The organism is Pseudoalteromonas sp. MMG005 (assembly GCF_018101015.1).
Taxonomy (GTDB): domain Bacteria; phylum Pseudomonadota; class Gammaproteobacteria; order Enterobacterales; family Alteromonadaceae; genus Pseudoalteromonas; species Pseudoalteromonas aurantia.
The window spans coordinates 40990-66089 of the sequence record NZ_JAGJEK010000023.1 but is presented as its reverse complement, the minus strand read 5'-3'; the positions used below and the strand labels follow the sequence as shown (position 1 = coordinate 66089).

The 25100-nt window shown below is 40.5% G+C and carries 19 protein-coding genes and 1 pseudogene; 10 read left to right on the top strand and 10 right to left on the bottom strand.

What is annotated here, in order from left to right; translation table 11 throughout:
- Window positions 1-42: 42 nt before the first annotated feature.
- From phbB to J8M01_RS17885, 3 genes are all read right to left on the bottom strand, one after another.
- Window positions 43-792 carry an acetoacetyl-CoA reductase gene (gene phbB, locus J8M01_RS17895; RefSeq protein WP_210996003.1) on the bottom strand — a complete coding sequence of 250 codons (750 nt, stop codon included), beginning with the start codon at window positions 790-792 and terminating at the stop codon, window positions 43-45.
- A gap of 298 nt (window positions 793-1090) precedes the next feature.
- Window positions 1091-2059, bottom strand: coding sequence for a phosphatidylinositol transfer protein (locus J8M01_RS17890; RefSeq protein ID WP_211058843.1), 969 nt, complete (start codon window positions 2057-2059; stop codon window positions 1091-1093).
- Window positions 2060-2221: 162 nt separating this feature from the next.
- Window positions 2222-4006: an ABC transporter transmembrane domain-containing protein gene (locus J8M01_RS17885; RefSeq protein ID WP_211058842.1), complete on the bottom strand. Its 1785-nt coding sequence runs from the start codon at window positions 4004-4006 to the stop codon at window positions 2222-2224.
- A gap of 441 nt (window positions 4007-4447) precedes the next feature.
- On the opposite strand from J8M01_RS17885, the gene J8M01_RS17880 reads away from it, so the two are divergent.
- On the top strand, window positions 4448-6442 hold the full coding sequence (locus J8M01_RS17880; RefSeq protein ID WP_211058841.1) for a S8 family serine peptidase: 1995 nt from the start codon (window positions 4448-4450) through the stop codon (window positions 6440-6442).
- 84 nt (window positions 6443-6526) lie between these two features.
- Here J8M01_RS17880 and J8M01_RS17875 read toward each other — a convergent pair whose 3' ends face one another.
- The 3 genes from J8M01_RS17875 to J8M01_RS17865 form a co-directional block, all read right to left on the bottom strand.
- Window positions 6527-7792 (bottom strand): amidohydrolase family protein, encoded by a 1266-nt coding sequence (locus J8M01_RS17875; RefSeq protein ID WP_211058840.1) that lies wholly within the window; start codon window positions 7790-7792, stop codon window positions 6527-6529.
- A gap of 88 nt (window positions 7793-7880) precedes the next feature.
- Window positions 7881-8483, bottom strand: a complete 603-nt coding sequence (locus J8M01_RS17870) for a lysophospholipid acyltransferase family protein (protein WP_211058839.1) — start codon at window positions 8481-8483, stop codon at window positions 7881-7883.
- A 46-nt stretch (window positions 8484-8529) separates the two neighbouring features.
- Window positions 8530-8778, bottom strand: a complete 249-nt coding sequence (locus J8M01_RS17865) for a helix-turn-helix transcriptional regulator (RefSeq protein ID WP_192506610.1) — start codon at window positions 8776-8778, stop codon at window positions 8530-8532.
- A gap of 263 nt (window positions 8779-9041) precedes the next feature.
- Here J8M01_RS17865 and J8M01_RS17860 point away from each other — a divergent pair, with 263 nt between their 5' ends.
- A complete protein-coding gene (locus J8M01_RS17860; protein WP_211050824.1) occupies window positions 9042-9767 on the top strand; it encodes a S24 family peptidase in 726 nt (241 codons plus the stop codon).
- Window positions 9768-9829: 62 nt separating this feature from the next.
- On the top strand, window positions 9830-10162 hold the full coding sequence (locus J8M01_RS17855; protein WP_192506612.1) for an HIT domain-containing protein: 333 nt from the start codon (window positions 9830-9832) through the stop codon (window positions 10160-10162).
- On the opposite strand, the gene J8M01_RS17850 is transcribed toward J8M01_RS17855, so the two are convergent.
- Entirely contained in the window at window positions 10149-12077 is a 1929-nt protein-coding gene (locus J8M01_RS17850; protein WP_211058838.1) for a GGDEF domain-containing protein, read from the bottom strand. The genes J8M01_RS17855 and J8M01_RS17850 overlap by 14 nt on opposite strands.
- Window positions 12078-12268: 191 nt before the next feature.
- On the opposite strand from J8M01_RS17850, the gene J8M01_RS17845 reads away from it, so the two are divergent.
- On the top strand, window positions 12269-13594 hold the full coding sequence (locus J8M01_RS17845; RefSeq protein WP_211058837.1) for an amidohydrolase: 1326 nt from the start codon (window positions 12269-12271) through the stop codon (window positions 13592-13594).
- 258 nt (window positions 13595-13852) lie between these two features.
- On the opposite strand, the gene rluA is transcribed toward J8M01_RS17845, so the two are convergent.
- Both rluA and J8M01_RS17835 read right to left on the bottom strand, forming a co-directional pair.
- Window positions 13853-14506 carry a bifunctional tRNA pseudouridine(32) synthase/23S rRNA pseudouridine(746) synthase RluA gene (gene rluA, locus J8M01_RS17840; protein ID WP_211058836.1) on the bottom strand — a complete coding sequence of 218 codons (654 nt, stop codon included), beginning with the start codon at window positions 14504-14506 and terminating at the stop codon, window positions 13853-13855.
- 124 nt (window positions 14507-14630) lie between these two features.
- A complete protein-coding gene (locus tag J8M01_RS17835) occupies window positions 14631-15767 on the bottom strand; it encodes a LamG-like jellyroll fold domain-containing protein (protein WP_211058835.1) in 1137 nt (378 codons plus the stop codon).
- A 305-nt stretch (window positions 15768-16072) separates the two neighbouring features.
- Here J8M01_RS17835 and J8M01_RS17830 point away from each other — a divergent pair, with 305 nt between their 5' ends.
- Window positions 16073-17134 carry a hypothetical protein gene (locus J8M01_RS17830; RefSeq protein WP_210996014.1) on the top strand — a complete coding sequence of 354 codons (1062 nt, stop codon included), beginning with the start codon at window positions 16073-16075 and terminating at the stop codon, window positions 17132-17134.
- Between the two features lie 93 nt (window positions 17135-17227).
- Here J8M01_RS17830 and rapA read toward each other — a convergent pair whose 3' ends face one another.
- Window positions 17228-20122, bottom strand: a complete 2895-nt coding sequence (gene rapA / locus J8M01_RS17825; protein WP_211058834.1) for an RNA polymerase-associated protein RapA — start codon at window positions 20120-20122, stop codon at window positions 17228-17230.
- A 280-nt stretch (window positions 20123-20402) separates the two neighbouring features.
- On the opposite strand from rapA, the pseudogene J8M01_RS17820 reads away from it, so the two are divergent.
- From J8M01_RS17820 to J8M01_RS17800, 5 genes and pseudogenes are all read left to right on the top strand, one after another.
- A pseudogene (locus tag J8M01_RS17820) lies at window positions 20403-21275 on the top strand (PIN domain-containing protein); the annotation flags it as partial.
- Between the two features lie 257 nt (window positions 21276-21532).
- Entirely contained in the window at window positions 21533-22915 is a 1383-nt protein-coding gene (locus J8M01_RS17815) for a PhoH family protein (RefSeq protein ID WP_058405775.1), read from the top strand.
- Between the two features lie 192 nt (window positions 22916-23107).
- The gene (locus tag J8M01_RS17810) at window positions 23108-23470 is read left to right on the top strand and encodes a hypothetical protein (protein ID WP_008109624.1); all 363 of its coding nucleotides are present in this window, start codon (window positions 23108-23110) and stop codon (window positions 23468-23470) included.
- Between the two features lie 209 nt (window positions 23471-23679).
- The gene (locus J8M01_RS17805; protein ID WP_058405776.1) at window positions 23680-24717 is read left to right on the top strand and encodes a hypothetical protein; all 1038 of its coding nucleotides are present in this window, start codon (window positions 23680-23682) and stop codon (window positions 24715-24717) included.
- A complete protein-coding gene (locus J8M01_RS17800; protein ID WP_058405777.1) occupies window positions 24714-25061 on the top strand; it encodes a hypothetical protein in 348 nt (115 codons plus the stop codon). Before J8M01_RS17805 ends, J8M01_RS17800 begins: the two co-directional genes overlap by 4 nt.
- Window positions 25062-25100 lie beyond the last annotated feature (39 nt).

Sequence of the window (25100 nt, the reverse complement as noted above, 5' to 3'; positions counted from 1 at the left end):
CATGTGTTATCTGCGTGAGGCCATTTTTGGCTTCACCGAGATTTAGTTCATGTATAAACCGCCGTTAAGCGCAAGCGTTTCACCGGTAATATAAGCCGCTTTTTCTGATGCTAAATATACAACAGCATGAGCGACTTCATCTGGAGAAGCCAGACGCTGCATTGGGACTTGTGCTTTAATGTTATCTAATACGTCTTGGCGCATTGCGGCAACCATGGGCGTTTCGGTATAACCCGGTGCGACCACGTTTACGGTCACGCCAGCTCTGGCGCCTTCATAGGCTAATGATTTGGTAAATCCGATCATACCGGCTTTTGCCGCGGCGTAGTTTGCTTGGCCAAATTGGCCTTTTTGCCCATTAACACTGGAGATGTTGACTATTCGGCCATATTTGTTGGCACACATGTGCGCAAACAACGGGTGCGTCATATTAAAGAGTGCATTGAGGTTCGTGTTAATTACTTCACTCCATTGCGTATGTGACATTTTTTTAAATGAGGTGTCGCGGGTGATCCCTGCGTTGTTAACCAATACATCAATACGGCCACGTTCAACAATGACTTCTGTAAGTTGTGTTTCACATGCTTGTACATTGGTAACATCTAAAAAAAGTGCTTTGACCTGATTAGGGTTGATCTGAGTTTGATTTAACCAAGCATCATAGTCAGCCTGCGAGCGACGTTCACTTGCGACTGCGATGACAAAATAATTGGCGTTAGCGAGCTGTTTAGCAATGGCGGTTCCAATGCCGCCAAATGCGCCTGTGACGATGGCTGTTTGTTGGTTTTCCATAGTGATACTCCGTATCTGTTGTAGCAAATTAACTGCAAACCTTCACTACGTTTTCTAATCCGCATTAAGCAAAATTAGAAAGGTTTAAAGTGATACCGTCATTGTTCACCTTGAGTATGACGCTCAAGTAACAAAAGGATGTCATTTTTTATACACGTAGCTTTAACTGCCTATAAACGTAATCCAAATCAGGAAAAATACACTATTCGGCAAACTTATGATTGATATAAATGTTAATTATTTGTAAGTCTTATTTTTGGAATAAAAAGTCTAACGTGTTGGTTAGACTTGGGCGTAATTATTCACATTGTGCAGCTGGGAAGTTATCTACTTGTTCATTGATATGAATTTGATAACTGTTGCCATTAATTGCAGTGGTACCATAATGACCTGCATCTTCGCCGATAGTGAAGCTTTGTAACGGATTTAATCCCGCGTTTATAAAGGCTTGTGCATCCGTTTTAGCATTGCCATAGGCCCTAACAATATTGAGTCCTTTAGCCTTTAGCTGATTGATTTGTTGTGTTTTATATTCAGCGGTACGAAACAGACTGGTTTCGTTGGTTAACGAGGTACGTAGATACCCTTGGGGCAAATTCATCCAAGATAGCCAACTGCGCGTGCCTTTGGCATACCAATATACGCGTGCAGTTAAATAAACAGGTTGATAGCCAAGGTCTATGTATCGACGGACTAGGGCGTAAGCTGCTTCTTTTGGGTCTGCGTACTTAATGCCTGTATAGTCGCCGATTTGTTCTGCGTCAGACTCAGTTAATGTTCCATCTATGTCAAATAATATCGCAGGGGTATTTGGTTCAACAACGGTAATAAAACCTTGTGTGCCAGTGCCATCGGCGGGGACAGCAGCATATATGCGATATTGACCGGCAGTAAGGGGTGGTATAGTGATACTGGCTTTTCCATCTCGGTTTGTTGTTGCTTGAGTTACAAATTGCCACGCTGAATCATGCTCACCTCGCAAATAAAACTTAACAGTTTCAAACTCTAAGTCTTTATGGGCTATGCTGCCGTAATCGAACTTAGCAGTCACTGTAATAGGTTGGCCATATGCAGCAATTTCATCATGGATCATATGATAGTTTGGTAGCCAGGTTATAAAACGATTTAATGTGTTTTGATAAGGGGCACGGTCAAAGCTTGGCGGGGCAATAATGTGCTCCATGATCTCAGGCTGTGGGCATTTAGGGAGCGCATGTGCTGGCATTGAGCTAAGGATCAATGCACTTAGAAGGCATATTCTTTTCATTATTCTTCCTTTATTTTACTGGGAAATAAAGTTTAGAATAAATACTCAATGTTGCAATTTTGTTATTTTTGGTTTTTTTAAACTAAATTGACAGGCAAACACTTTATTGTGTTCAAAACGGAGAATGAATGAAGATCCAGTCATTCTCCGAGGGCTAAAAGTTTAAACAGATTTGAATTGCAATTGAACTAGTCGCTGATAAAGTTCACAGTTTTGCATTAACTCATGATGACTGCCTATCTCTACAAGCTTTCCGGCCTCTAATACGGCTATTTTATCGGCATGCTGGATAGTTGAAAGGCGATGGGCGATGATAACCGTTGTGCGATTATGCATTAGCGTATCTAACGCTTGCTGTACATGATATTCACTTTCACTGTCGAGAGCACTGGTTGCTTCATCAAGCAGTAGGATGTGTGGGTCTTTTAGAATTGCTCTGGCAATCGCAATGCGTTGTTTTTGACCGCCCGATAATCGCACGCCACGTTCGCCTAAAAAGCTACGATATCCATCAGGTAATTCCATAATAAAATCATGTGCGTGGGCTTTTTTTGCAGCTTCGATTACTTGCTCATCAGTGGCGAGAGGGTTGCCATAGCGAATATTATGCATAACATCGCTGCTAAAGAGTGCGGGTTGTTGTGGCACTATGGCCATTTGCTGTCGTAAGTCTTGTGGTGTAATACTTCGAATATCGACACCTCCTAGCAAGATTTCCCCTGATTGTGGGTCATAGAAGCGCTGAATGAGTTCAAATAATGTACTTTTACCAGCTCCAGAGGGCCCTACGAGTGCTAATACCTTGCCTTGTTCAATGATTAAATTCAATTTATCGGCAGCGGCCTGATTGGGACGAGATGGGTAATGGAAGCTGACCTCTTTTAGGGTGAGTTGCGCAGGTAAAGAGGCTGCAATAACATGGTGATTTGTTGGTGCCTGAATTAGGCTTTTTGCTTGTAAGATCTCAATCAAACGCTCGGTCGCGCCTGCGGCGCGCTGTAATTCACCAATCACTTCAGAAATGGTGGCTAAAGACGATGCAACTAAAATGGCATAGAAAACAAAAGCACCGAGATCGCCACCACTCATATGACCTGCAATTACATCACTGCCGCCGACCCACAGCATACAGGTGATCGCACCAAAGACGATAACAATGACGCCAGCAATGAGCGTGGCTCGCTGCTGAATACGACGGCGACCAATGGTAAAAGCCTGTTCAACTTCATCTTTAAATGATTGCTTTTCTTGAGGTTCTTGAGTATAGCTTTGCACTGTCTTGATATGCTCAATGGCTTCACCTGCATAGCTGCCAACATCAGACATTGAGTCTTGACTTTGCCTAGATAGCGTTCGTACTTTTCTCCCATAAAACAAAATAGGGATGAGAATGAAAGGGACTGCGCACAATACCACAAGGGTTAATTTAATATTTGTGGCGAATAGCATAAATAACGCACCAATCAGCATTAAAGCACTGCGAATAGCCATTGATAACGACGAGCCAATAATACTTTGTAGTAGAGTTGTATCTGTGGTTAAACGAGACATGATGTCGCCGCTTTTGGTGGTTTCAAAATAGCTGGGATGTAACGAAATAACATGATTAAACACCGCCAAGCGAATGTCAGCACTGACTCTCTCACCGATCCAAGAAACCAAATAAAAGCGTAGATAGGTGCCGGCGGAAATTAATACGGTAATAACTAAGATAAATTGTACGGCGCGTTCCAGTTGTTCTAGCGACTGCTCCGCAAAACCTTGATCGATTAACATTCTCACGCCTTGGCCAATTGATAGGGTCAACCCAGCAGTGAGAATGAGTGCCGCTGCTGCCAAGGCTACGCGCGCGAAATAAGGGCGAACAAAACGTTTTAATTCTAGCAAAATAGAGAGCTTTTTATTGCTTGATTTTTTGCTGTTGTCTGTAAGTGGATCAGTTTGCACGTGTGCTTTCCTAAAATTAGGGAGGGAGTTTAGGCGTAATATAGCCTGCTCGTATATTTGCGGGTTGTTGTAATGCCCTTTATAGAAACTTTATGGCGAGAGTGCAACTGAGACAACCCTGATTTTCTGTAACATTTTATAATGTCGTCAACATATTGGACGCCTTACACATTTGATGGTTTTTTGACAACGAGAAAAATACAAAATACTGGCATTCCTAGTAATTAAAATGGGTAAATATGATGCGTAATCGCATTCAATGTTTAAATAATTATTCTTTAAGGTTAAATTTTTATTGCAAAGTAAATTTCCTTACGGTAGCTTGTACCTAAAATGACCGTTCCTTATTTAGATAAATATATAGGAAGGGCAAGAAAAAGGACCACCTCCTGCACAGCGGATGCGCCATAACAATAATAATTTGCACGAAGGAAGTTCATAATGAGTAACAAGTTTAAAATCAGCGCAGTGGCATTATCACTAATAGCAGCCAGCAGTGTGTCAAGTCTAGCGTATGCAGAACAGACCTATATCGTCAAAATGAATACCGGGTTACAAACGCATAATCAGAATATATCAAGTCAGTCACAACACCGTATTAATGATGCTATTAGTAATAATGTTGTTGAAACGTTAGTCTCAACCGTTTCAGAGCAAGTTGTTACTATGGTATTGAGTGAAGAGCAAGTTGCCTTGATGACAGCCTCAGATCAATTTGTTTATATTGAAGAAGACTTTGAATATACGCCTTTCTCCTCAACTCAAATAAGCCCATATGGTATTGGCCAAGTACAAGCAAATTTGGTATCTGACGCAAATGCTGATCAGGTGAAAGTATGTGTTATCGACTCAGGTTATGACTTAGGCCACCCTGATTTACCGCAAAATGCAACAGGCTTTGCGGATGCTGCGGTTGGCTTATGGTACAAAGATGGATCTGGACATGGCACCCATGTTGCTGGATCTATCGCTGCGATTAATAATAGTGTAGGTGTTGTTGGTGTGTTACCGAGTGACAAAGTGGGTATTCACGCGGTTCGAGTATTTGATGATGAAGGCAAACAGGGCCTTAACTCTCGAATTGGTCGCGCTGTAGATAATTGTGTAGAACACGGTGCGAATGTCATTAATATGAGTCTAGGTGGCGCATCAAAAAGCCAATACTTGGAAGAACGTCTAAATGCGGCCTATGATCAAGGTGTGTTGATTATTGCTGCAGCAGGTAACGGTGGTGATGCGACCTTAAGTTATCCAGCAAGTTATGATAGCGTTGTATCGGTGGCCAATATCGATAAAGACCGCAATAAAAACGATTCATCACAATTTAATGCACAAGTAGAAATTTCAGGTCCAGGTACGGATGTTTTATCTACAGTACCAAGGGGGACTGGTATCGTTGCGGGTATCACAGTTCAAGGCGCTGGTGCATTCGAAGCGGCGGGTATGACGCATTCTGTTGAGGGTAAACTGAGCGCAGAACTGGCTGATTGTGGCCAAGCGCTTACTACCTGTACAGCGCCTGCAAAAATTTGCTTAATTGAACGAGGTGGGGCTACATTCGCGAAAAAAGCGCAAAACTGTGAAGCAGGTGGTGGTGTTGCAGCACTGGTATACAATAACGCCGCAGGATCTTTTGGTGGAACATTAGGCGATGCTAATCATGGTGTGACAATCCCCGTGCTAGCGTTGACGCAAGTAACAGGTAACAGTTTAAAAGCCCACCTTTCAAAACAAGTTACGGCTCAGCTAGAGAGTATTTCAGATTACGATGTTAAATCGGGTACTTCAATGGCAAGCCCACATGTCGCGGGTGTCGCAGCGCTTGTTTGGAGTAATCATAGTCAATGTACTAACGTTGAAATTAGAAACGCACTGAATGCCACGGCCATTGATTTAGGTGATGCAGGACGAGATCATTTATTTGGTTATGGTTTAGTGCAAGCGAAGGCCGCAGCAGATTATTTAACGCAAAATGGCTGTGCGGGAACAGTTCAAAACCAAGTGCCAATTGCGCAGTTTAATAGCCAATGTACAGGTTTAAGTTGTTCATTTGATGCAAGTGGCAGCCGAGATACTGATGGCACAATATCACGTTTTGATTGGATTATTAATGGTCAAAATGTGGTAGGCAAGCAAGCCACTTATACTTTCCCCCAAGCTGGCACTTACTCGGTTAAACTCACAGTGACAGATAATGAGGGCGCGACAGCCAACTTTAATAAAGCGGTGACCGTAACAGAGGGAAATGTGAGTGAAGGGTGTGATGGTATTACGGCTTGGTCAGCTAATAAAACATATACTAAGGCTGGCACACTGGTTTCATATAATGGTAAAAAATATAGCAACAACTGGTGGCACAGCAATAAGAACCCAGAGCAAAACTCTAATGTGGGTAATAATTGGAAAGTGTGGACAGATTTAGGTCTATGTAAATAAGCGATGATTTTTTAGTATCGACTTTATTGTTAATCAAAGCCTTTATGGTCGACCCATAAAGGCTTTTTTGATCACAATATGTATTTAGTGTTTAAAAACAGTGCCTTCTTTCATTACAAAGCGGACGTTTTCAAGCGTGCTGATATCGCGAAGTGGGTTATCATCTACAGCGATAATATCAGCAATAAAACCGGTTTTGATTTGCCCTACATTATTGAGCTTAAGCAAAGCAGCACTATGAATTGTTGACGACTGAATTGCTTGCAATGGGGTCATGCCAAATTTAACCATGCGTGAAAATTGTTTGGCATTGTCGCCATGAGGGTAAATTGCAGCATCTGAGCCAAACACCATTTTTACACCTGCGTTGACAGCTTTCGTAAAACTCTCGCGTTGTGCTTTTGAGACAAGTTTCTCTTTATTAATATTCTCTTGTGGAACACCATTGGCTTCACCAAATGCCAGTGTATATTCGGTGTTGTAAATGTCACAGGATAAATAAGTGCCATGTTTAAGTGCTAACTGAATGGCTTCTTTATCCATAAAGCTACAATGTTCTATACTGTCTATGCCTGCACGGATAGCGGCTTTGATACCACTGGTGCCATGAGCATGTGCTGCGATCACTAGACCTCTCAAATGTGCTTCGTCAGCCGCAGCTTTAAGTTCTTGTTCGCTAAACTGTTGTACGCCAACCTTAGTGCCTTTTGAAAATACTCCACCTGTTGCACAAATTTTTATTGTATTAGCGCCATATTTAATATTTTCTCGTACTTTTGCACGCACAGCCCAAGGGCCATCGGCAACGCCTGCGGAGAGAGATTTTTTTTCAGGGGCACTAAAATTATCATCACAGTGTCCCCCTGTAATTGAAATAGAATGCCCGGCGCTAAAAATACGTGGACCAGGGATCTCTTTCGCGTTGATCCCATCACGCGTAGCAATGACGCTATATCCTGACGCGCCCAAATTACGTACCGTTGTAAACCCGGCTAGTAATGTGGTTTTCGCATTTTTGACGGCTTTAACTGTTTGGCGTGGAATGGAGTAATTTCGAGAAGCTAAAAAGTTATCGGCAGCATCTGACGTAAGATGAACATGCATATCCATCAAGCCCGGTACCAAAATTTTATTTGGTAGATTGATGGTCAGCGCACCTTTTGGTGGGCGCAGTTGTCCGTTTGTTGTGATGCGTACAATTTTGTCATCTTTAATAAGTAATGTGGGGTTATTAATGAGTTGCCCAGTGTGTACATCGAGGTAAGCTTTCGCGGTTAATAAGGTGGTTTGAGTGTAAGCTGATGATGCATAGGCGAGGGCACATGCAAGTATGGCGTATTTTGATTTCATGGTGTTTTTTCTTATTCGGTTGTCTACTTATTAACAGTATAGAGTAAGTCAAAATACCAAGCCAAAGGGTACACGTTAAATGCCCTGATTAATCGGATACTTGGGCTGGATATTTTGCCGCGCTTTTGGGGTATTGTTGTTTTATTCGTATTAATTCAGCCGGCACATCATTCGTTACCGTCATAGCCGGGAGTATCACAAATGTTTTTGAACGATAGTCAATGAGCATAGGTACAATGGGGACGTTGGCTGAATATGCCATATAAATAAACCCCGTTTTCCATTGTTGGGTATATTTACGAGTCCCTTCAGGGGCTAAGCCTAAGATTAATGCATCTTGTTCATGAAAAATGCGGGTAACTTGATTAACGATACCATTGGTCGCTCTTCTATCAACAGGGATCCCACCCATTCTTTTTAGAATATAGGCAAATGGTCCAACAAAAATACTGTGTTTTCCAAGGAATTTCACTTGGAGTCCGAGTTTAAATTTAACTGCAATGGCTATGACAAAATCCCAATTAGAAGTATGAGGCGCAACCGCGGCAATAAATTTTGCTGACTGTGGGAATTCCCCAGTCACTTGCCAGCCAAAAGCTTTTAATATGAGCGAACCAATTAACTGCCCAAAACGGTTATTTGTACGAGGGACTTCTTTCGGGATTTGATGTTGTCTAAGTGGGTGCTGCATATTGCAACCTTCTTTTCTTTGCACTGTAGCATAATATCAAACCTTATTAATTGGGTTTTTTCATACCAATGATAATGTTGGTAATATCAAGTAAATAGACATCTTCAACTAACCCAATGACATCATTCCAACGAGGGTTGAACTCATTATTTTCCCAACGGCGCAAAGTGCGTTCTTCAATGCCGTAGTTTGCGGCAGACTCGGCTTGGGTATAACCTCGACTTTTACGAGCAAACTTAAGGATATCTGATCCGCGAGGTGTACGATTAATTCTTGCTGGTGCACTTTTTTGCATAATTTATATTCTCCTTCATTTATTACGCATTAATGTATTTATAGTATGAAAGTTGCTATAAATAGGTGTATAATGCAGCATTAAATACGCATCTAGTTGTTATTCTCTTTATGTAAACATCAATTGATTGCGTATTTTTTTAAATTATAGTTTTAAAAATTACGCATTACAAATGTTATTTTTAATTTTTTGAGCCTTATTTCTTTCTTATAGGCACATAAATTCATTTTTTGGTATTTGATTTTTTAGAAGGCCTAACTTACATGACTGAAAATTATAATGAAAATAGTTGTGGTGATGAGCATCAGCGTGCGTCATTTGCCACGCGTGTCGAGCAAGCAATCAAACCTGATAGTATACGCACGTTTGCGTCAAAAATAGGTGTTTCGGAAGGTACTTTGCGTAGGATATTAAAGGGAGAAGACCCTAAGTTAAGTATTACTGAACGTATTGCGCGAGAATCAAACACAGACTTCCTATGGTTAGTAAAAGGAGAAGGCGAGCAAAGTCAAGATAGTTTGGTTTCTCCATTATTAAGTCAAAGTGTCGTGAATGTTGATGAGTTCCAAGAAAAGTTTGTACTGGTTCCGGGTTATCATATTTCAGTCAGTACTGGATATGGTGCATTTAACGATGCAGCGTTAGTTGAGCGACACTTAGCTTTTCGTAAGAAGTGGATTGATTATAAAAACCTAGATAAGAGTCAATTAGCCGTTGTGTTTGCAAAAGGTGATTCTATGGAGCCGACCATACATAACAACAACACAATTTTGGTTGATCTATCAGACAAGAAACTCAGTGAAGGGCTTATTTATGTGGTGCGCTTAGGTGAAGAGCTTTATGCGAAACGTTTGCAGCAATATATTGATGGCTCTGTACGCCTTATTAGTGATAACAAAGAATATGTGGAGCAACATGTGCAAGCGCATGAACTCGATCAGCTAGAGATCATTGGCAAGGTGGTTTGGATTGGGAAGGATTTAGCGTAGCGTGATTAGCCGTAGGCGAATATATATCATATTCAAAAGTGTATTATGAAGGAGAAAATGGCATGGACGACTTTTATTGTGAACAAGTACTGAGTAATAAAGTATCCGTTGATATTGTCATGGAAACGAGTGATGTGCTGGCGTTCCACCATACTCGGGCATTTTGGCCTGTACATATCGTGGTTATACCCAAAGCTCATGTGCCATCTTTAACCGATTTAGGTGAGCACGACGTATCGATTGTTCACAAAATTATGGCTGTGGTCACGCAAGTCGCTCAGCAAGTTGAGGCGCAGCACGGTGCATGTCGAGTATTAACGAATTTAGGTAACTACCAAGATTCAAAGCATTTACATTTTCATGTTAATTATGGTGAACCCATTACGACACGTTGATGTCAACGACTTCAACCACGCAGTTCCTGCCTTGTTTTTTTGCTTGATATAGCCCGATATCGAGTGCGCTATAAATTGAAGCAAATTTGGTATGCTCAAGTCCGTTAGTTGCATAGTAAGCGAAACTAGCAGTGACTGTAATGGAAGTATGATCGGCTAATGTTACAGGTTGACTACTTAGCGTCTGCCTTGCACTTTCAACGATATTCAAAATGTTGGTTTTTTTAATGTGTGGAATAAAGACAACGAACTCCTCTCCACCTATCCTAGAAATAAAGTGAGGTTGTGTGATGGCCTTTTTTATAGTGTGACAACACTGAATTAAAGTTTGGTCACCTGCTGGATGTCCATATGTGTCATTAATTTTTTTGAAGTGGTCTAAATCGAGTAGTATTAGTGCGTGAGCGTATTCTGACTCGATAGGTGCAGCATATTTAGACAGTGCTTTATACATGGCTGCACGGTTGAATGCGCCAGTTAAGGTATCGTGTTCTGCTAAATAGCGCTGTTTATTGCGTGAACGCCAGACAAATATGACAATTAAAGTAATACAAGCTATCGTCAGCCAGAGCCGATATTGATTGTATTGCAACTGCTGTATTTTATGTGTTTGTTGTAGGTTTTTTTGTTCAAGGCGAATCGTTTTCAATTCAGCTTTTGACATTTTTAGTTCTGTTTGAACGGCAATTAACGCTTGCTGATTTTGGTTTTTAGCATGTGTTTTCTCCAAAGCAATGTATTTCTCTTGAAATAAGTAAGCTTGCTCGAACTGGTTCAGTTTGGCATGAATTTGTATGATCACCCCAAGGGCACTCAATTGATGTGTAATGTCATTCCCTTTTTTAATTAACTGTAGTGACCATGTCGCGGCTTTTAATGCCCAGTCATACTGTTGCAATTGTAGATGTGTTTTGGCGAGTGTTAAGTGGGTATCAAATAGCAATGTAGCGTGCTGTTCTACATCAAGTATATTCAATGTGTCGATTAGCAAGGTTAATGCTTGGCTTGGTTCTTCGTACGCTAAGTGTAATTTTGCTAATTGGATATTACTATTGGCTACGCCATAATTATTGTTTAGGTTCGTAAATGTGCGTTGAGCGCTGAGTAGTAGAGATGAGGCTTGCTCAAAAGCTAAGTTTTTCCGATACGCAATACCAAGATTTAATTGGGTGAGTGCTATTTTTTGTTGGTTATTCGCTAATGTGCGTAACTCTAATGCATTTTTAAAGTGCGTGATTGCATTATCATATTGCCCCATATCCATTAGAGTTAACCCTATATTATTAAAGGTGACCGCTTGCCTTGAAGGGTTAGGGCGAGTGCCTAAGATTTTTTTGTACAAGGTTAACGCTTTATTGTGATACCCATGGTGATTCGCAACAATCGCAGATAAGTTCCAACGATACTTTGGATCTATTATCGGTTTGTCTATCGCTTCAGCTAGGGCATTCATTTTATCAAGATGTCGCGTAATACTATGATAGTTGCCTTTTTTAATGTGATCCCAAACTATGTGTTGCAATACTAGTGACGCTAATTCTTGGTGCGTTTTTTCATTGATGAGGTTTTGCACTTCCTTGAACTTACTCTCACTGAGTTGGTGTTTATTCTGCATTGATGCTTGTATTGCGTGTAATAAGCGTTGCTCTACCTCAGTAAGCGGGGAGCCTGGCTCAAGGTGAATTAATAGCGGCTTTGATAATTGCTCGGCGAGTTTTGCAGCAACCGTTGTTAAGTATATTCGCTCTAACCCTGGTTGCATTGTACGGTGTTGTTGCACGAGTGTTTCAAGAGTGTCTTGTGGTGATTGGCTGAGAGTTTGTTCGTATTGACTGAACCAGTTAGGGATAGATGCTTGCGTGCTCAGAGGTAATAAGCTGATAACAATACATAGGAAAAAGAATAAAACTTTCATAAATAGCAGCACAAGTTAGTTGAATACGTTTAAGCGCTTCCGTGTGCCAGCAAGCGTGCCATTCTAGCATAAATACAAAAATAAAATATGCTGTGCCAATTAAAAATACGGCCGTTGGATTTGAATAGTCATTGCTGCTCATCAATGAAGTTGCTACCTTGATGGTTCTTACAACAACTATAATTACGATAATGAAATTATTCACTTCAAGCTTACTTTTAATACTTGCAAGTCAAGTTAACGCACATGATATTGATTTATCTAAATCAGTGTTAAAGCAATTGCCTGACTTAGAATCGTTATATTTGCACTTACATCAACACCCTGAACTCTCATATAAAGAGCAGAAAACAGGACAACGTTTAGCAAAAGAGTTAACCGCTTTGGGTTTCACCGTGACCGAGGGCGTCGGCGGATTTGGTGTTGTTGGCATGCTAAAGAATGGCATTGGTCCTACTATTATGATCCGTTCAGATACTGATGGTTTACCGATTATAGAGCAAACAGGCAAACCTTACGCCTCAAAGGTAAAAACACTTGATGCTAATAATAATGAAGTGGGTGTAATGCACGGGTGTGGTCATGATATCCACATGACCAGCTTTATAGGTACAGCACAACAGTTGGTGATGCATAAGGCGCAGTGGCAAGGTACTTTAATGATGGTTGCTCAACCCGCAGAGGAAGTGGGGGGAGGGGCCAAGGCAATGCTCAAAGAGGGGTTATTTAGTCGCTTTGCACAGCCAGATCATGTGCTTGGTTTACATGTCAGCGCATCACTCCCAGCCGGTAAAGTCGCAATAGCCCCAGGTTACGCGCTGGCCAATGTCGATTCGGTCGATATCACAGTCAAAGGTAAAGGGGGGCATGGGGCATATCCTCATACGACCATAGACCCAGTGGTCATTGCGTCAAGGATTGTACTTGCTTTACAAACCATAGCCAGTAGAGAAATTTCCCCGTTGGAACCTTCTGTGATCACGGTTGGCTCCATACATGGCGGTTCAAAGCACAATATCATCTCAAACGAAGTCACATTACAGTTAACGCTACGCTCGTATAATCCAAAAGTGAGAGCACAACAAATTGCTGCAATAAAACGATTAACACAGGGGATAGCGTTAAGCGCAGGGTTACCAAAGGCATTAGTCCCCGAGGTATATGTTCATAAAGATGAAACTATTCCATCGACTTACAACAATCCAGAATTAGCCAATGTGATGACGGCTAGTATAAAAGCGGAGCTGGGTGAGGAGAATGTAGTAAAAGCTGAACCAGTTATGGCGGGTGAAGATTTTGGGATGTATGGCCGTACCGATGAGAACTTACCAATCACTATCTTTTGGCTAGGTGGTGTTGAGCCTCAATCTTACGCAACAAGCGTTAAAAATGGCGACACCTTACCTTCATTGCACTCAAGTCAATTTGCACCAGATTACCCATTGACCATTACAACGGGTGTGCGGGCAATGACAGCCAGTGCTCTGGATTTATTTAATCAATCTACAAGTAAATAATAAAACGCTAAAGTACTCTTATAGATACCCAGTATACTTATTAGAGTACTTAACCTCAGCTCTGGATAAGCGAATTTGCCCAATAAAGCTATTTTTCTCACTCTCGGCGTTGCTTTCATTTGTACTAGCCCGCTATTACTGCACAAAAGCGCCTTGATATTGAACAAAATATCATCATTGGATTGTACGTAAGTTTGTTTATAAAACATCTTCTATTTCAAAACCCTTATCCAAACCTGAGGTGACTTAGGGCTTTTACTAGAAAGGTGCAGGAGCTTCAAATGTCATTAACTGTTCGGTAAGAGGGTGGCAAATCTGTAGCATTTCAGCATGTAATTGCAACCGCTCAGCACCGGCCAGTGCGTCACCTTTTGCATAAAGTCGATCACCAAGTATTACATTGCCAAGTGACAACATATGTACCCGCAATTGATGAGAACGACCCGTAATAGGGATTAGTTTGACACGGGTTACGTTATGCTCATTTTTGAGGACTTCATAATGGGTTAGAGATGGTTTGCCTTTGTCATGACATACCATTTGTTTTGGTCTATTCGGCCAATCACATATCAAGGGCAAATCAACAGAGCCGGTGGCGTGTTTCATTGCACCATGCACGCGTGCAATATAATGTTTGTTTGTGAGCCTATCTTGAAATTGAATACTGAGAAAGCGGTGGGCTTCTTTACTCATTGCTAAACACAAGACGCCAGATGTCGCCATATCTAAACGATGAACAATTCGTGCCGTCGGAAAAACGGTGTTTACGCGAGTAATAGCACAGTCGGCATGTTTAGGATCTTTACCAGGTACTGTTAATAAACCACTAGGCTTATTAATGACGAGCATGTGATCATCTTGATATAGAATTTCTAAATATGGGTCCAGTGGTGGCGCATAGTTCAAAAGCACAGTTTATTACCCCAGATAAAATTAAGCGCGCCATTTTAGCGACCTTTTAGGGGATTACATAGTGTTTAATGCATCGATAGTTCATTAAAGTTGAATAAGGTGATTCTTTTAATCATCAACGAGGTTAGAGCTTACCACCCTTATGCGCAATGTTGTAGCAATGACGAGGGTTACCTTTTAAATAATCCGCCCGAATCTCTTCAGAGGTGAGTACTTTGTGGTGTAGTGAGATTTCTCCAATAGCACCTTGGAATAACCCTGATAAGTATGATGAACGGCTACCAATACGCAACGGCATATCATTGGCTAGTGAGCCCTGACGGTCGGTAGGGTTGTGACTATCAATATAACTGCCGTTGCGGTAAAAGCGGATCCCTTGAGCAGCATCTCTGTCGATTGAAACCGCAATATGTTGCCATTCATTAGTCGCAACGAATGCACTTGAGTCGTAAAAGGTGCAGGATGAATTGGGTTTTTGACAATACCATGTGCCTCCACCGTCGGCCAATTGTAGCGCTAGGTATCCATCATCAATATAAAATGCGTAGCCATGAACATTATCGATTTGATTCTCAAAACGTTTATCTATTATCAGGTGTTGACCAAGTGAGCGCGTTCTGACCCATGTTGAGATAGAGAAATCCCCTTGGGAAACGTCTAAAATATCTTGGTCAGGTAATTCCACATAATCATCGTATCCATCTAAACAAAACGCTAAGTTATCAGTGGGGGTAGCCAGATGAATACTACTATCCGTAATTTTCGAAATATATGACGTGGGTATTGCCGTGTTGCTACTACCTTTCCAGTATAGCGCGAGCATGAACATCATTAGTAGCAATAGTAAAAATGAGCTTTTTTGTGTTTTTACTAAGTTAAACCTTTGATAAATTGGCTTTTTTTTGTATTTTAGAGGTGAGTCTATAAAGTAGCCCTGACCTCGCCTATTTTTTATATAATCATACTGCTGTGGGTGCTCTAATTGCTTTCTCAAAATACTTATTCGTTGTTTGACGTTTTCATCGCCAGTGACAACATCACCCCAAACAAGTGTAAGTAGTCGATTTGTTGGAATAGGGTTTGGTGAATTATTAATTAAACAAATCAGTAGCTTATAAGATAGTTCAGAAAGGTTTAGATCATATTTATCACGGTACACTTTACGCGTTTCAAAACAAATAAATAAATCAGATATCCAGACACCTCGATATATTTGATCTATTACATTTGCTGGGGCTAGTTGTTTGGCGCGATCATTCATGTACTTTTACGTGTAATTTTTTTTAATATAGCAATGTTACCTATTTTTTTAGCAAATTTACCAGAGTATCTAGGTTATTTTCCTTTTTTACTTTAACTTTTACCATCTTTTACTCGCTGATTACGCTGTTTTATGTAAAAGTTAATATTCAGCCCATTAACAACATACCGTACCTTGTTGATGGGTTATTGAAAAATATACAACTTAATGGAAGAGGCTACTGACATTTTGGTAGCGGGTAAAAGATTTAGCGTTATGCTTACAAATGGATGAGGAGGCAGTGTCGAACACGTTACTTAGGTGTTATGGCACAAATAAATAATATGGAAACTTATGACGTTTTAGTACCTAAATTCGGTTTAAATTTGGACAGAAGTAGCGTTTTTGAAAGTATCAAACACGAAAAGTTAAAAGCCTCACCACGCTTACAAAGTGCGTTATTACAGTTAAATAAGTATTCAATTAACATCAATCATCAACTATTTTTCTTACGCTACTTTCAATCAGAGCTAGACGTTGCTGAATATCATCATGATTTTCATAAAGCGTTAGCACTGCATGCGATTGGTGTGCCTTCACAACAGCTTGATATTAAAAATCAATGGTCTCAAGTACAGCAAAATTATCGTGCAATAGAGTGGGCGAAGCGAAAGGGGAAATCTCATTCAGGGTGGGAGCATGGAATAATTCGCCATTTAGAATGGCTTTTGCACCGGGGTGATAAATTTGCCGTTGAAAATGCGAGTTCATGGCCCGTTACTGAACGAGAGCATGACTGTAATATTGACCCTAATTGGCTAGATGATTGGTTTGACTATGTCAATAAATCACAGGGTATAGAACGTACGCTCATATCCTACGAACAATTATGCATGATCCGAAACCCCGCAGGTGGCTGTACATTATTGGAAAACGTATTTTTGGAAGCAAGGCTGAGCGATTTGCGAGCAGAAAAAAGTTACTGGCTGAGCCCAAAATTTTACTATCTAAATGGATGCCACAGTACAACAGAAGGTGGTTTTAGTGATCTTGGAAACTTGATTTCACGATGGGAAGTAAAATTTGAATGGTTAGCGGATAAGCAACGATACATTCATCATGCTTTACAGGCCTTTAATGATGACTTTGATGCCATACTGCAATCTAAAGCAATGCCTGCCGGCTGGCACGAATTGAAAGCGATATTATTGTCTACTCCGATTATCTCCATGGAAGTAGCCCATACTTATCTTGAAGCATCAAGTTTTATGTTTGAATACGGGTTATTGCAGGTTAAGCATGTTTCGTCGTTAGATGATATGACCGTGTTTGAGTGTACGGCTGTTTTCAAGTTATGGGAGCGTTGGGACAATATTATGAAATTTTAAATCATGACAGCGCAGCAATTAACAAAGTGCAAAAAGCCACGTCATTAAGGGCGTGGCTTTTGATTAATAGTGGTTTTACATTATGAATGCGTTTTAATGAGACACAACGATTAAGCGTATAGCGTCAAGTTTTAATTGTGCTTTTTCTATGTAAACGCCAAGTTCGGTTCTTTGCTTTTCAAAGACTTGAACTTCTTCATCGCGGATATTAGGGTTAATCGCTTTTAATGCCGCTAAACGAGATTGCTCTTCACTCATAGTCGCGTGCATTTTTGTTATTGCATCTCCCCTCAGAGTATTTAACTGAACATTTGCTAATTCAGTCGCTTGCGTAATGAGTGGGTGAATGGCACTTTGCAATGCATTAGCCAGTTTACTTGCTGTTTGACGACCAACAGCAGATAATTGACTATTAAAAGCATCGAACGCAACATTTTCAGCCAGGTTGTTACCTGCTTTATCGAGTAATACACGCACTGGTGTTGGCGGTAAAAAGCGACCAACCTGTAGCACTTTAGGTGCTGATGCTTCGGCAATATAGATAAGCTCAACGAAAAAAGTCCCAGCTGGTAATTTCTTATTTTTTAGCAAGGCGACAGATGCACAACCAAAGTCATCATCACAGATCATATCCATGGCACCCTGTACCATTGGGTGATCCCAGCTGATAAAGTGTGCATCCTCTTGCGACAAAGAAGTATCTCGATCAAATGTGACGGTAATACCGTCCTCTTTTAAACATGGGAAAGAGGGGTTGAGCATATGTTCAGTCGGCTTAAGAATGATGGTATTTTCACCTTTATCTTCTTGGTTTACACCAAAGGTGTCGAATACGTTGATCATGTACCCTGGTAAGATCACGCCATTATCCAGTTTCTCAATTTCAGCAACCAAAGAGTCAGCGCGGCCTTGACCGCTGGAGTGAAGTTCAAGCAGTCGGTCACGACCTTGCTCCATTTGAGCACGTAATACTTGGTTTTGTTTGGCGGCTTGTTCAAGAAGTGGATCAAGCTCCTCTTCATCACAGTTATGCCCACCAATAAATTCAAGTAAGTCTTCGCTAAACTCTTTATAGAGCATTTGCCCTGTCGTACTGGTAGTTTCAAACGCATCTAACCCTTCATTATACCAGCGGAGTAAGACTTCTTGTGCTGTATTTTCAAAGTAAGGTACGTGGATATTCACATCGTATTTTTGGCCAATACGATCTAATCGTCCAATACGTTGTTCGAGTAAGTCAGGGTTGAGGGGTAAATCAAACAACACCAAATGATGTGAAAACTGGAAGTTACGACCCTCAGAGCCTATTTCAGAACACAACAATATTTGCGCTGAGTCGTATTCATCAGCGAAAAACGCCGCAGCACGGTCACGTTCAACAATAGACATGCCCTCATGGAACACCGCAGCTTTAATGGCTTCTCGTTCACGTAGGGTTTGTTCAAGACTGATTGCAGTTTGTGCTTCAGCACAGATCAACAAAACTTTTTCATGTTTAAGTGACTTTAGAGTGTCAATTAACCAGTCGACGCGCGGGTCAAATGCGGTCCAGCCACTCCCTTCACCTTCGAACTCCTGAAAAATCTTTTCTGGGAACAAAGCCCTTAATGCGGATTTTTCAGCACTTTGGATACCACCCATATTCCCAAGGACCGACATCGCTGTTTTGTATTGCTTCGGAATTTCAACAGGGTAACTGTGTAACTTTCGACCCGGATATCCATCAATACCGCTGCGACTGTTACGGAATAAAATTCGCCCTGTGCCGTGACGATCTAACAACATTGATAGAACTTCTTGCTTCGCTTGCTCATCACCAGATTGTGCGTTGACCAATAGGGTACTGATATCGGTTTCTTGTAGCAAGTTAACAAGGGTTGCTTCTGCTTGGTCGTCTAGCGCCCCATCTTGTAACAGTTGATTGGCCGCCTCTGCCACTTCTTTGTATTGGCTTTCTTCCGCAACGAATGCGTCGTAATCGTAGAATCTATCAGGGTCTAACAACTGTAATCGAGCAAAGTGGCTTCGGTGACCTAATTGGTCAGGCGTTGCCGTGAGTAGGATCAGGCCTGGAATATCTTGGGCAAGTTCAGCCATACGAGCATATTCAGTACTGGGCTTATTATTCTCGATTGTTAAATGGTGTGCTTCATCAATGACGAGTAAGTCCCAATCGGCTAAGGTTGCTTGTTCAAACCAGCGACGTTTTTTTGCAATGAACTCCAGACTCACCAGTACGAGCTGCTCGGTTTCGAATACGTTTGGAGAATCAGCAAAAGCTTCATCGCATCGCTCTTCATCAAAAATTGAGAAGCGTAAATTAAAGCGACGAAGCATTTCTACTAACCATTGGTGTTGTAAATTTTCAGGCACAACAATTAAGACGCGATTTGCACGCCCGGTCAGGAGTTGCTGATGTAAAATCATACCAGCTTCGATGGTTTTACCTAAACCAACTTCGTCAGAGAGTAATACGCGGGGAGCAAAGCGTTTGCCCACTTCATCTGCAATGTAAAGTTGGTGTGGGATCAAGCTGGCTCGTTGGCCTACAACGCCTTTTAAGTGTGACTGTTGGCGTGCAAACTGATGTTGCCACGTTTGGTATCGTAACGTGTAGCGGTCAAATCGGTCGACCTGGCCTGCAAATAAACGGTCTTGTGGTTTATTAAATTTAATAAAGTGATCAAGAAACGTTTCTTTTAAAGTCGTTTTTTCTTCGGTATCAAGACGAATACCGTGGTAACACAATAATTCACCAACAGGTTCAATTGTTTCGACTTGTAGCTCCCACTCATCGGCACTGCGAATAATATCACCTGGATTGAATACCACACGCGTTACAGGCGCTTCTTGCATTGAGTAAACGCGGTTTTCTCCACTGGCGGGGAATAATATTGTCACTTGGCGGCCTTCTAATGCCACGATGGTACCTAAGCCTAAATCTGACTCAGTGTCACTTATCCAGCGCTGGCCTAAGGAAAAATTCATGTTCGTCTCGTTTAACCCGAAAAAAGGCGGCTATGTTACCCGTTCATTTAAGCTTGTTCAATCTTGTTTATTCATTGCGAATGTGCCTATCTCTATTCTTTTTACAGTTCTTCTAAATTATTGAGATCTATTTGTAATAAGAACATAAATTCACTTTCGGTTTGTCATAAAACGGACTTTTATGACAAATAGACTAAACTTGGGTTATAGCCAGTACGTTTGATATTTCATCAAGAGTATTGGGTATAGCATGAATATTTGCAAACGATAGGATGACGCTATGGGAAAAGATCAAGAACTCGACAAAAAAATGTACGTACTTGACACCAACGTGCTGCTTCATGAACCCCTCGCTTATCTATCTTTTCAAGAACATGATGTTGTCATACCAATGACAGTACTTGAAGAGCTAGATCATATCAAAGACAGAAAGCGCGACGTGAGTCGTGACGCTAGAATTGCAATTCGTAGTTTAGATGGTGTACTCAAAGATGCATCCCCAGAGGAAATGTTAGATGGTGTACGTTTACCAAGCGTACAATCGAGTAATGAGTCTGGGCCTTTGTCGCGTGGAAAATTGATTATTGTTAATGATCATTTATTCCCAGATAGCATTTCAGGCCTGCCAGGTAATGAGAATGACCACATTATTATAAATTGCGCCGTCAGATTACAAAAACAACATGCACACACCAAGGTGGTTTTAGTCACCAAAGATATTAATATGCGTCTCAAGGCCAAAGGTGCTGGGCTGCAGTTTGTAGAAGACTACCGAACGGATCAATTGATTGATGACATTAAGTTATTGAGTTTAGGGTATAAAAAATTCACGGGCGACTTTTGGCAAAGTGTAGGAGCTTGCACATCAGAGCAGCAAGGCCGATATACGTTGCACCATGTGCCTAAAAGTTTGTTACCAGATGTTTTTTGTAATGAATATTTAGTCGATGACAGTGAGCACTTTGCGGCACGGATCACCCATTACGATGAGACGAACATTACCTTTAAGGACTTGGGGGTAGAGCGGTTAATGCATCAAAGTGCTTGGGGCGTGCAACCAAAAAATGTGTATCAAGGTATGGCAATGGATGCATTGCTTGATCCAAACATTGAATTGGTCATATTAACAGGCCCAGCCGGGTGTGGGAAAACAGGTATTACTGCAAGCTTTTTTTCAATATTTGTGCAGACCTATCTACAGACCTTATTCTTACTGAATAAATTGAGTATTTATAACAGGCTAAGATCTAATCTCTCTAACATGTCATTAAGTGTGACTTAAAGAATAGAACCATTCATCAATAAATATAAATAACGGATTTAACCTGCAAGAGGCACAAACAAAAATAATAAAGCTAAGGTAAATCTAAAATGCTAATTAATGAAAATCGTTCTCAAAGGAGAACTAAAATGAATAATCCAAGTGAAAACAAAACCCCAAGAGTATTGGATACATCGGCACTAGTTCATGATCCAAAGTCACTTCTTGCGTACAGTGAAGACGTATACATCTGTCTAACAGTTCTAGAAGAATTAGATAACTTAAAAGAAAGAACTAACAAATCGGTTAGTGCTGATGCTCGTGTATGTATTCGTATGCTTGAAGATATAATAAATGGGCACAGTGCAGAAGAGATGGAAGCTGGTATTCCACTGCCTTCTACTGAAACAGCTAAACGAGGAAAACTGTTTATTGGAATTGATACCCAGCTCGATATGGCTAAAGAGTTAAAGCACGGTATTGGAAGTGACGCTGACAATAGAATAATTAACTATGCACTGTATCTTCAGAAGGACTTAGATAAAGACGTAGTAATTGTTAGCCGTGACATTAATATGCGCTTGAAAGCTCGAACCGTAGGGGTCATGGCAGAAGACGTTGCCGTAGATAATCAAATATCAGATATTGATCTTTTATACACAGGGGTACAAGCCTTTAAAGGAGATCTTTTTGATCGAATTAAATCAGACAAAGACTTCAAGGTTTCAGGAGAAGTTTATACTTTCCCAATAAGTCTATTTAATGATGAAGTTCAGCCAAACATGTATTGGTACGATGAAGCTGGACACATTGGGCGAATTTCAGAAGTAACAGATACTGAGGTATTCACAAAGTTATTGCCTCGTAAACAAGAAAAAGTATGGGGCATTTTGCCTAAAAATCAGCGTCAGGCAGTAGCTTTAAGCCAATTAACAGATCCATATTATGACTTAAATATCATCCTTGGCCCTGCTGGCTCCGGAAAAACTTTTTTAGCAGTTGCTTCGGCGCTGCATCAAGTATTGGAGTTAAAAAAGTACAAAAAAATCGTTGTGGTGCGCTCCAGAGACTTTATGGACGATGATCCGGGGTTTTTACCCGGTGACCTGACAGAGAAATCAATGCCGTTATTAGCAGGTATAACAGATGCGCTTATATCAATGCATTCAGGTGATAACAATGAAGGTAATATTAGTGCAACTGTTGAGCATGTGATCGAAAAAGCCAATATAGAATTTACTAGTATGGCTTACTTCCGAGGTCGTTCAATAGACGATGCTGTTTTAATCATTGATGAAGCTCAAAACATGACTAGAGCGCAAATTAAGGGCATGTTAAGCCGTGGTGGCAAAAATTGTCGCACAATCGTGTTGGGCAACTTAGCCCAGATTGATGATAAGTTTGTCACACCCGCATCTTCAGGTGCTAGCGCGGCTGTTAACGTGTATAGAAACTATGAAAAAGGCTCAGTATTGATATTTGATGAAGTAGAGCGTAGTAGCTTGGCTGAATTCACTGAAAAGAACATGTAGGCATCAAACTACAATTCACATTTCCTTATAATATTGCGACAATAGCCACTGCTTTTTGCAGTGGCTTTTCAGAGAAGCCCGTTCCCACGAAAACAGGACGAAATGGATTTACTCTGAACTAAAAGATTAAATATTCACAAAAACTGAGTGACATAGGTGCGTGGCCTAGCGTTGCCGTTTTTTGGTGTATTGATGTCTTTTAATAAAGAAGACCTGCTAGTAAATATAAAAAGGCAGGCAAAACGATTATCTAAATTATTAACTATTCCCCTTGGACAAGCCCAAGAAGCCCTAGCTATTTGTCTTTACGGCTGTGACAGTTACAGCGATTTACTAGTAAAAATAAAAGCTGAATCCTTTGACAACCCATTGATAGCACTGTCTGCACTCTCACCAAACTCGGAAATATTTTTAGTAAAAATATTAGCTAGCCACCTAGATAGCATTATTGGAAATTTTGAAAAAAAATTTCCCGGCTCCAATATAAATGAAGAGATGGTCGTATCCCTGTTTGGGCTTAGCTTTTCAGAGTTCAAACTCAAAATATCTACCTAAAGTTGTACAAATACGTAAGTTGTCATTTTGTTTTTTGGCGATATTATAATATGAAGGCTGAACGGACAGCCTACGCCTACACATGTTTTTAAAATAAAAATATGAGCAGTGAAGCGGAGCATCCGTAAAAATTTGGTGATTCAAATAATCGAATAAATAGTGTGTTGGTAGGCCATTATTTTTTCGCAATAAATTATTTGGAAAATTACATGATATCGCTAAATCAATTACAAAATAAATTAAATAATCAAACAAAAAACTTCGCCTTACTATTAGAATTTCCCCAGCAATATGCTGAACGTCTATGGTCAATCGGTGTTTACGATTGTGCTACTATTCCACAAGCTCATGAGCGTCTTAGAGACGTTTTTGACAGCAATGATTTAAATTCAATTCTTACGCATGACTCTTTCAAATATCTGATTATTAATGAATACGATGATCAAGAAATAATTGAGTCACTTCATAAAGAAATAACGGCAATGGCATCCCGCATAGAAAGCCAGATGTTTGTTGATATCGAAACTTTAGAATTAGTTTCTGCAATTTATAAAGTTTTGGGTTTGTCTGAAGATGCCAAGTTCATCATTAATACAGGAGCTAACTTTAGGCTGGAATGGCGACCTTATTTTGACGCATATGATGATCCATTAGCCGTTCAATATGCGGATTTAAAGGTTCACGGCTGCTACTACAGGCTCATTGCCACTAAGTTTCCTTTTGAAAAAATATCTTTCGATAATATTAAAAGTTATTTGTACAAAATCAAGTGGGAGCACGATGGTGAGTTTGAGGGCTGCATTTCTAATGGTAACAGTTTCTCAAAGCATGAAGACTGGCTGATGATGACACTTGAGCTTTTCAACTCTGGAATAGGAAATGACGCTAGATTAAATCCAACGACCTTCGAAATTGAAAGGGTACGATATTTAGTTTATGGCTTTCCTCTGGTGCCTTCGTTGGTATCAGACTGGCATAAGCCTGACCTTAACCTTCAGGTTAAAAACCTAGACGGAGACCAAAAGTTTATAGTTCGTATTGACCAGCAGAGCCTAATATTTTACGCCCGTCGAGTAGAGGCTAGTTTGTTTAATACGATTGATTGTGAAAAGCATATTTCGTTGTATCGAGCTAGTGTTCTTGCTCATTTTGACGCAGATGACGAGTTATTAAAGGTCAATGGGGTTAAGTACTTAACATGCTTTCGTCCATATTCTCTAGAAGACACGAGAGGTGTTCAGATATGACAGAAAAAACTTACTTAAAGGACGTAAGCATAGTATCGGTTTATGACTACAAAGATTTTGAAAAAACATTTTTGATTGATGTCTTAGCTGGTGTAGTTATTGACGATGAAACATTTAGATTTCGTCCATTTGAGCAAATAGTTACTTCAAAAATTGTTAACAAAAGAGTTGTTGGCGACAAAATAGAAGTAATTACTCATAACGGAAGTTGTTATGTAATTGATGTTGAACATAAGTTATATGACATTTCATTTGCTGAGCTTGTAGTAATGAGAATAGGAGTGCATTCACCTGAACGTATTTTAGAAATGAGAGAACAGCTCAAAACTCCAAAATTGAATTGAATGTTAGTATGCTACGCGAGTTGCAATAACTATTACATT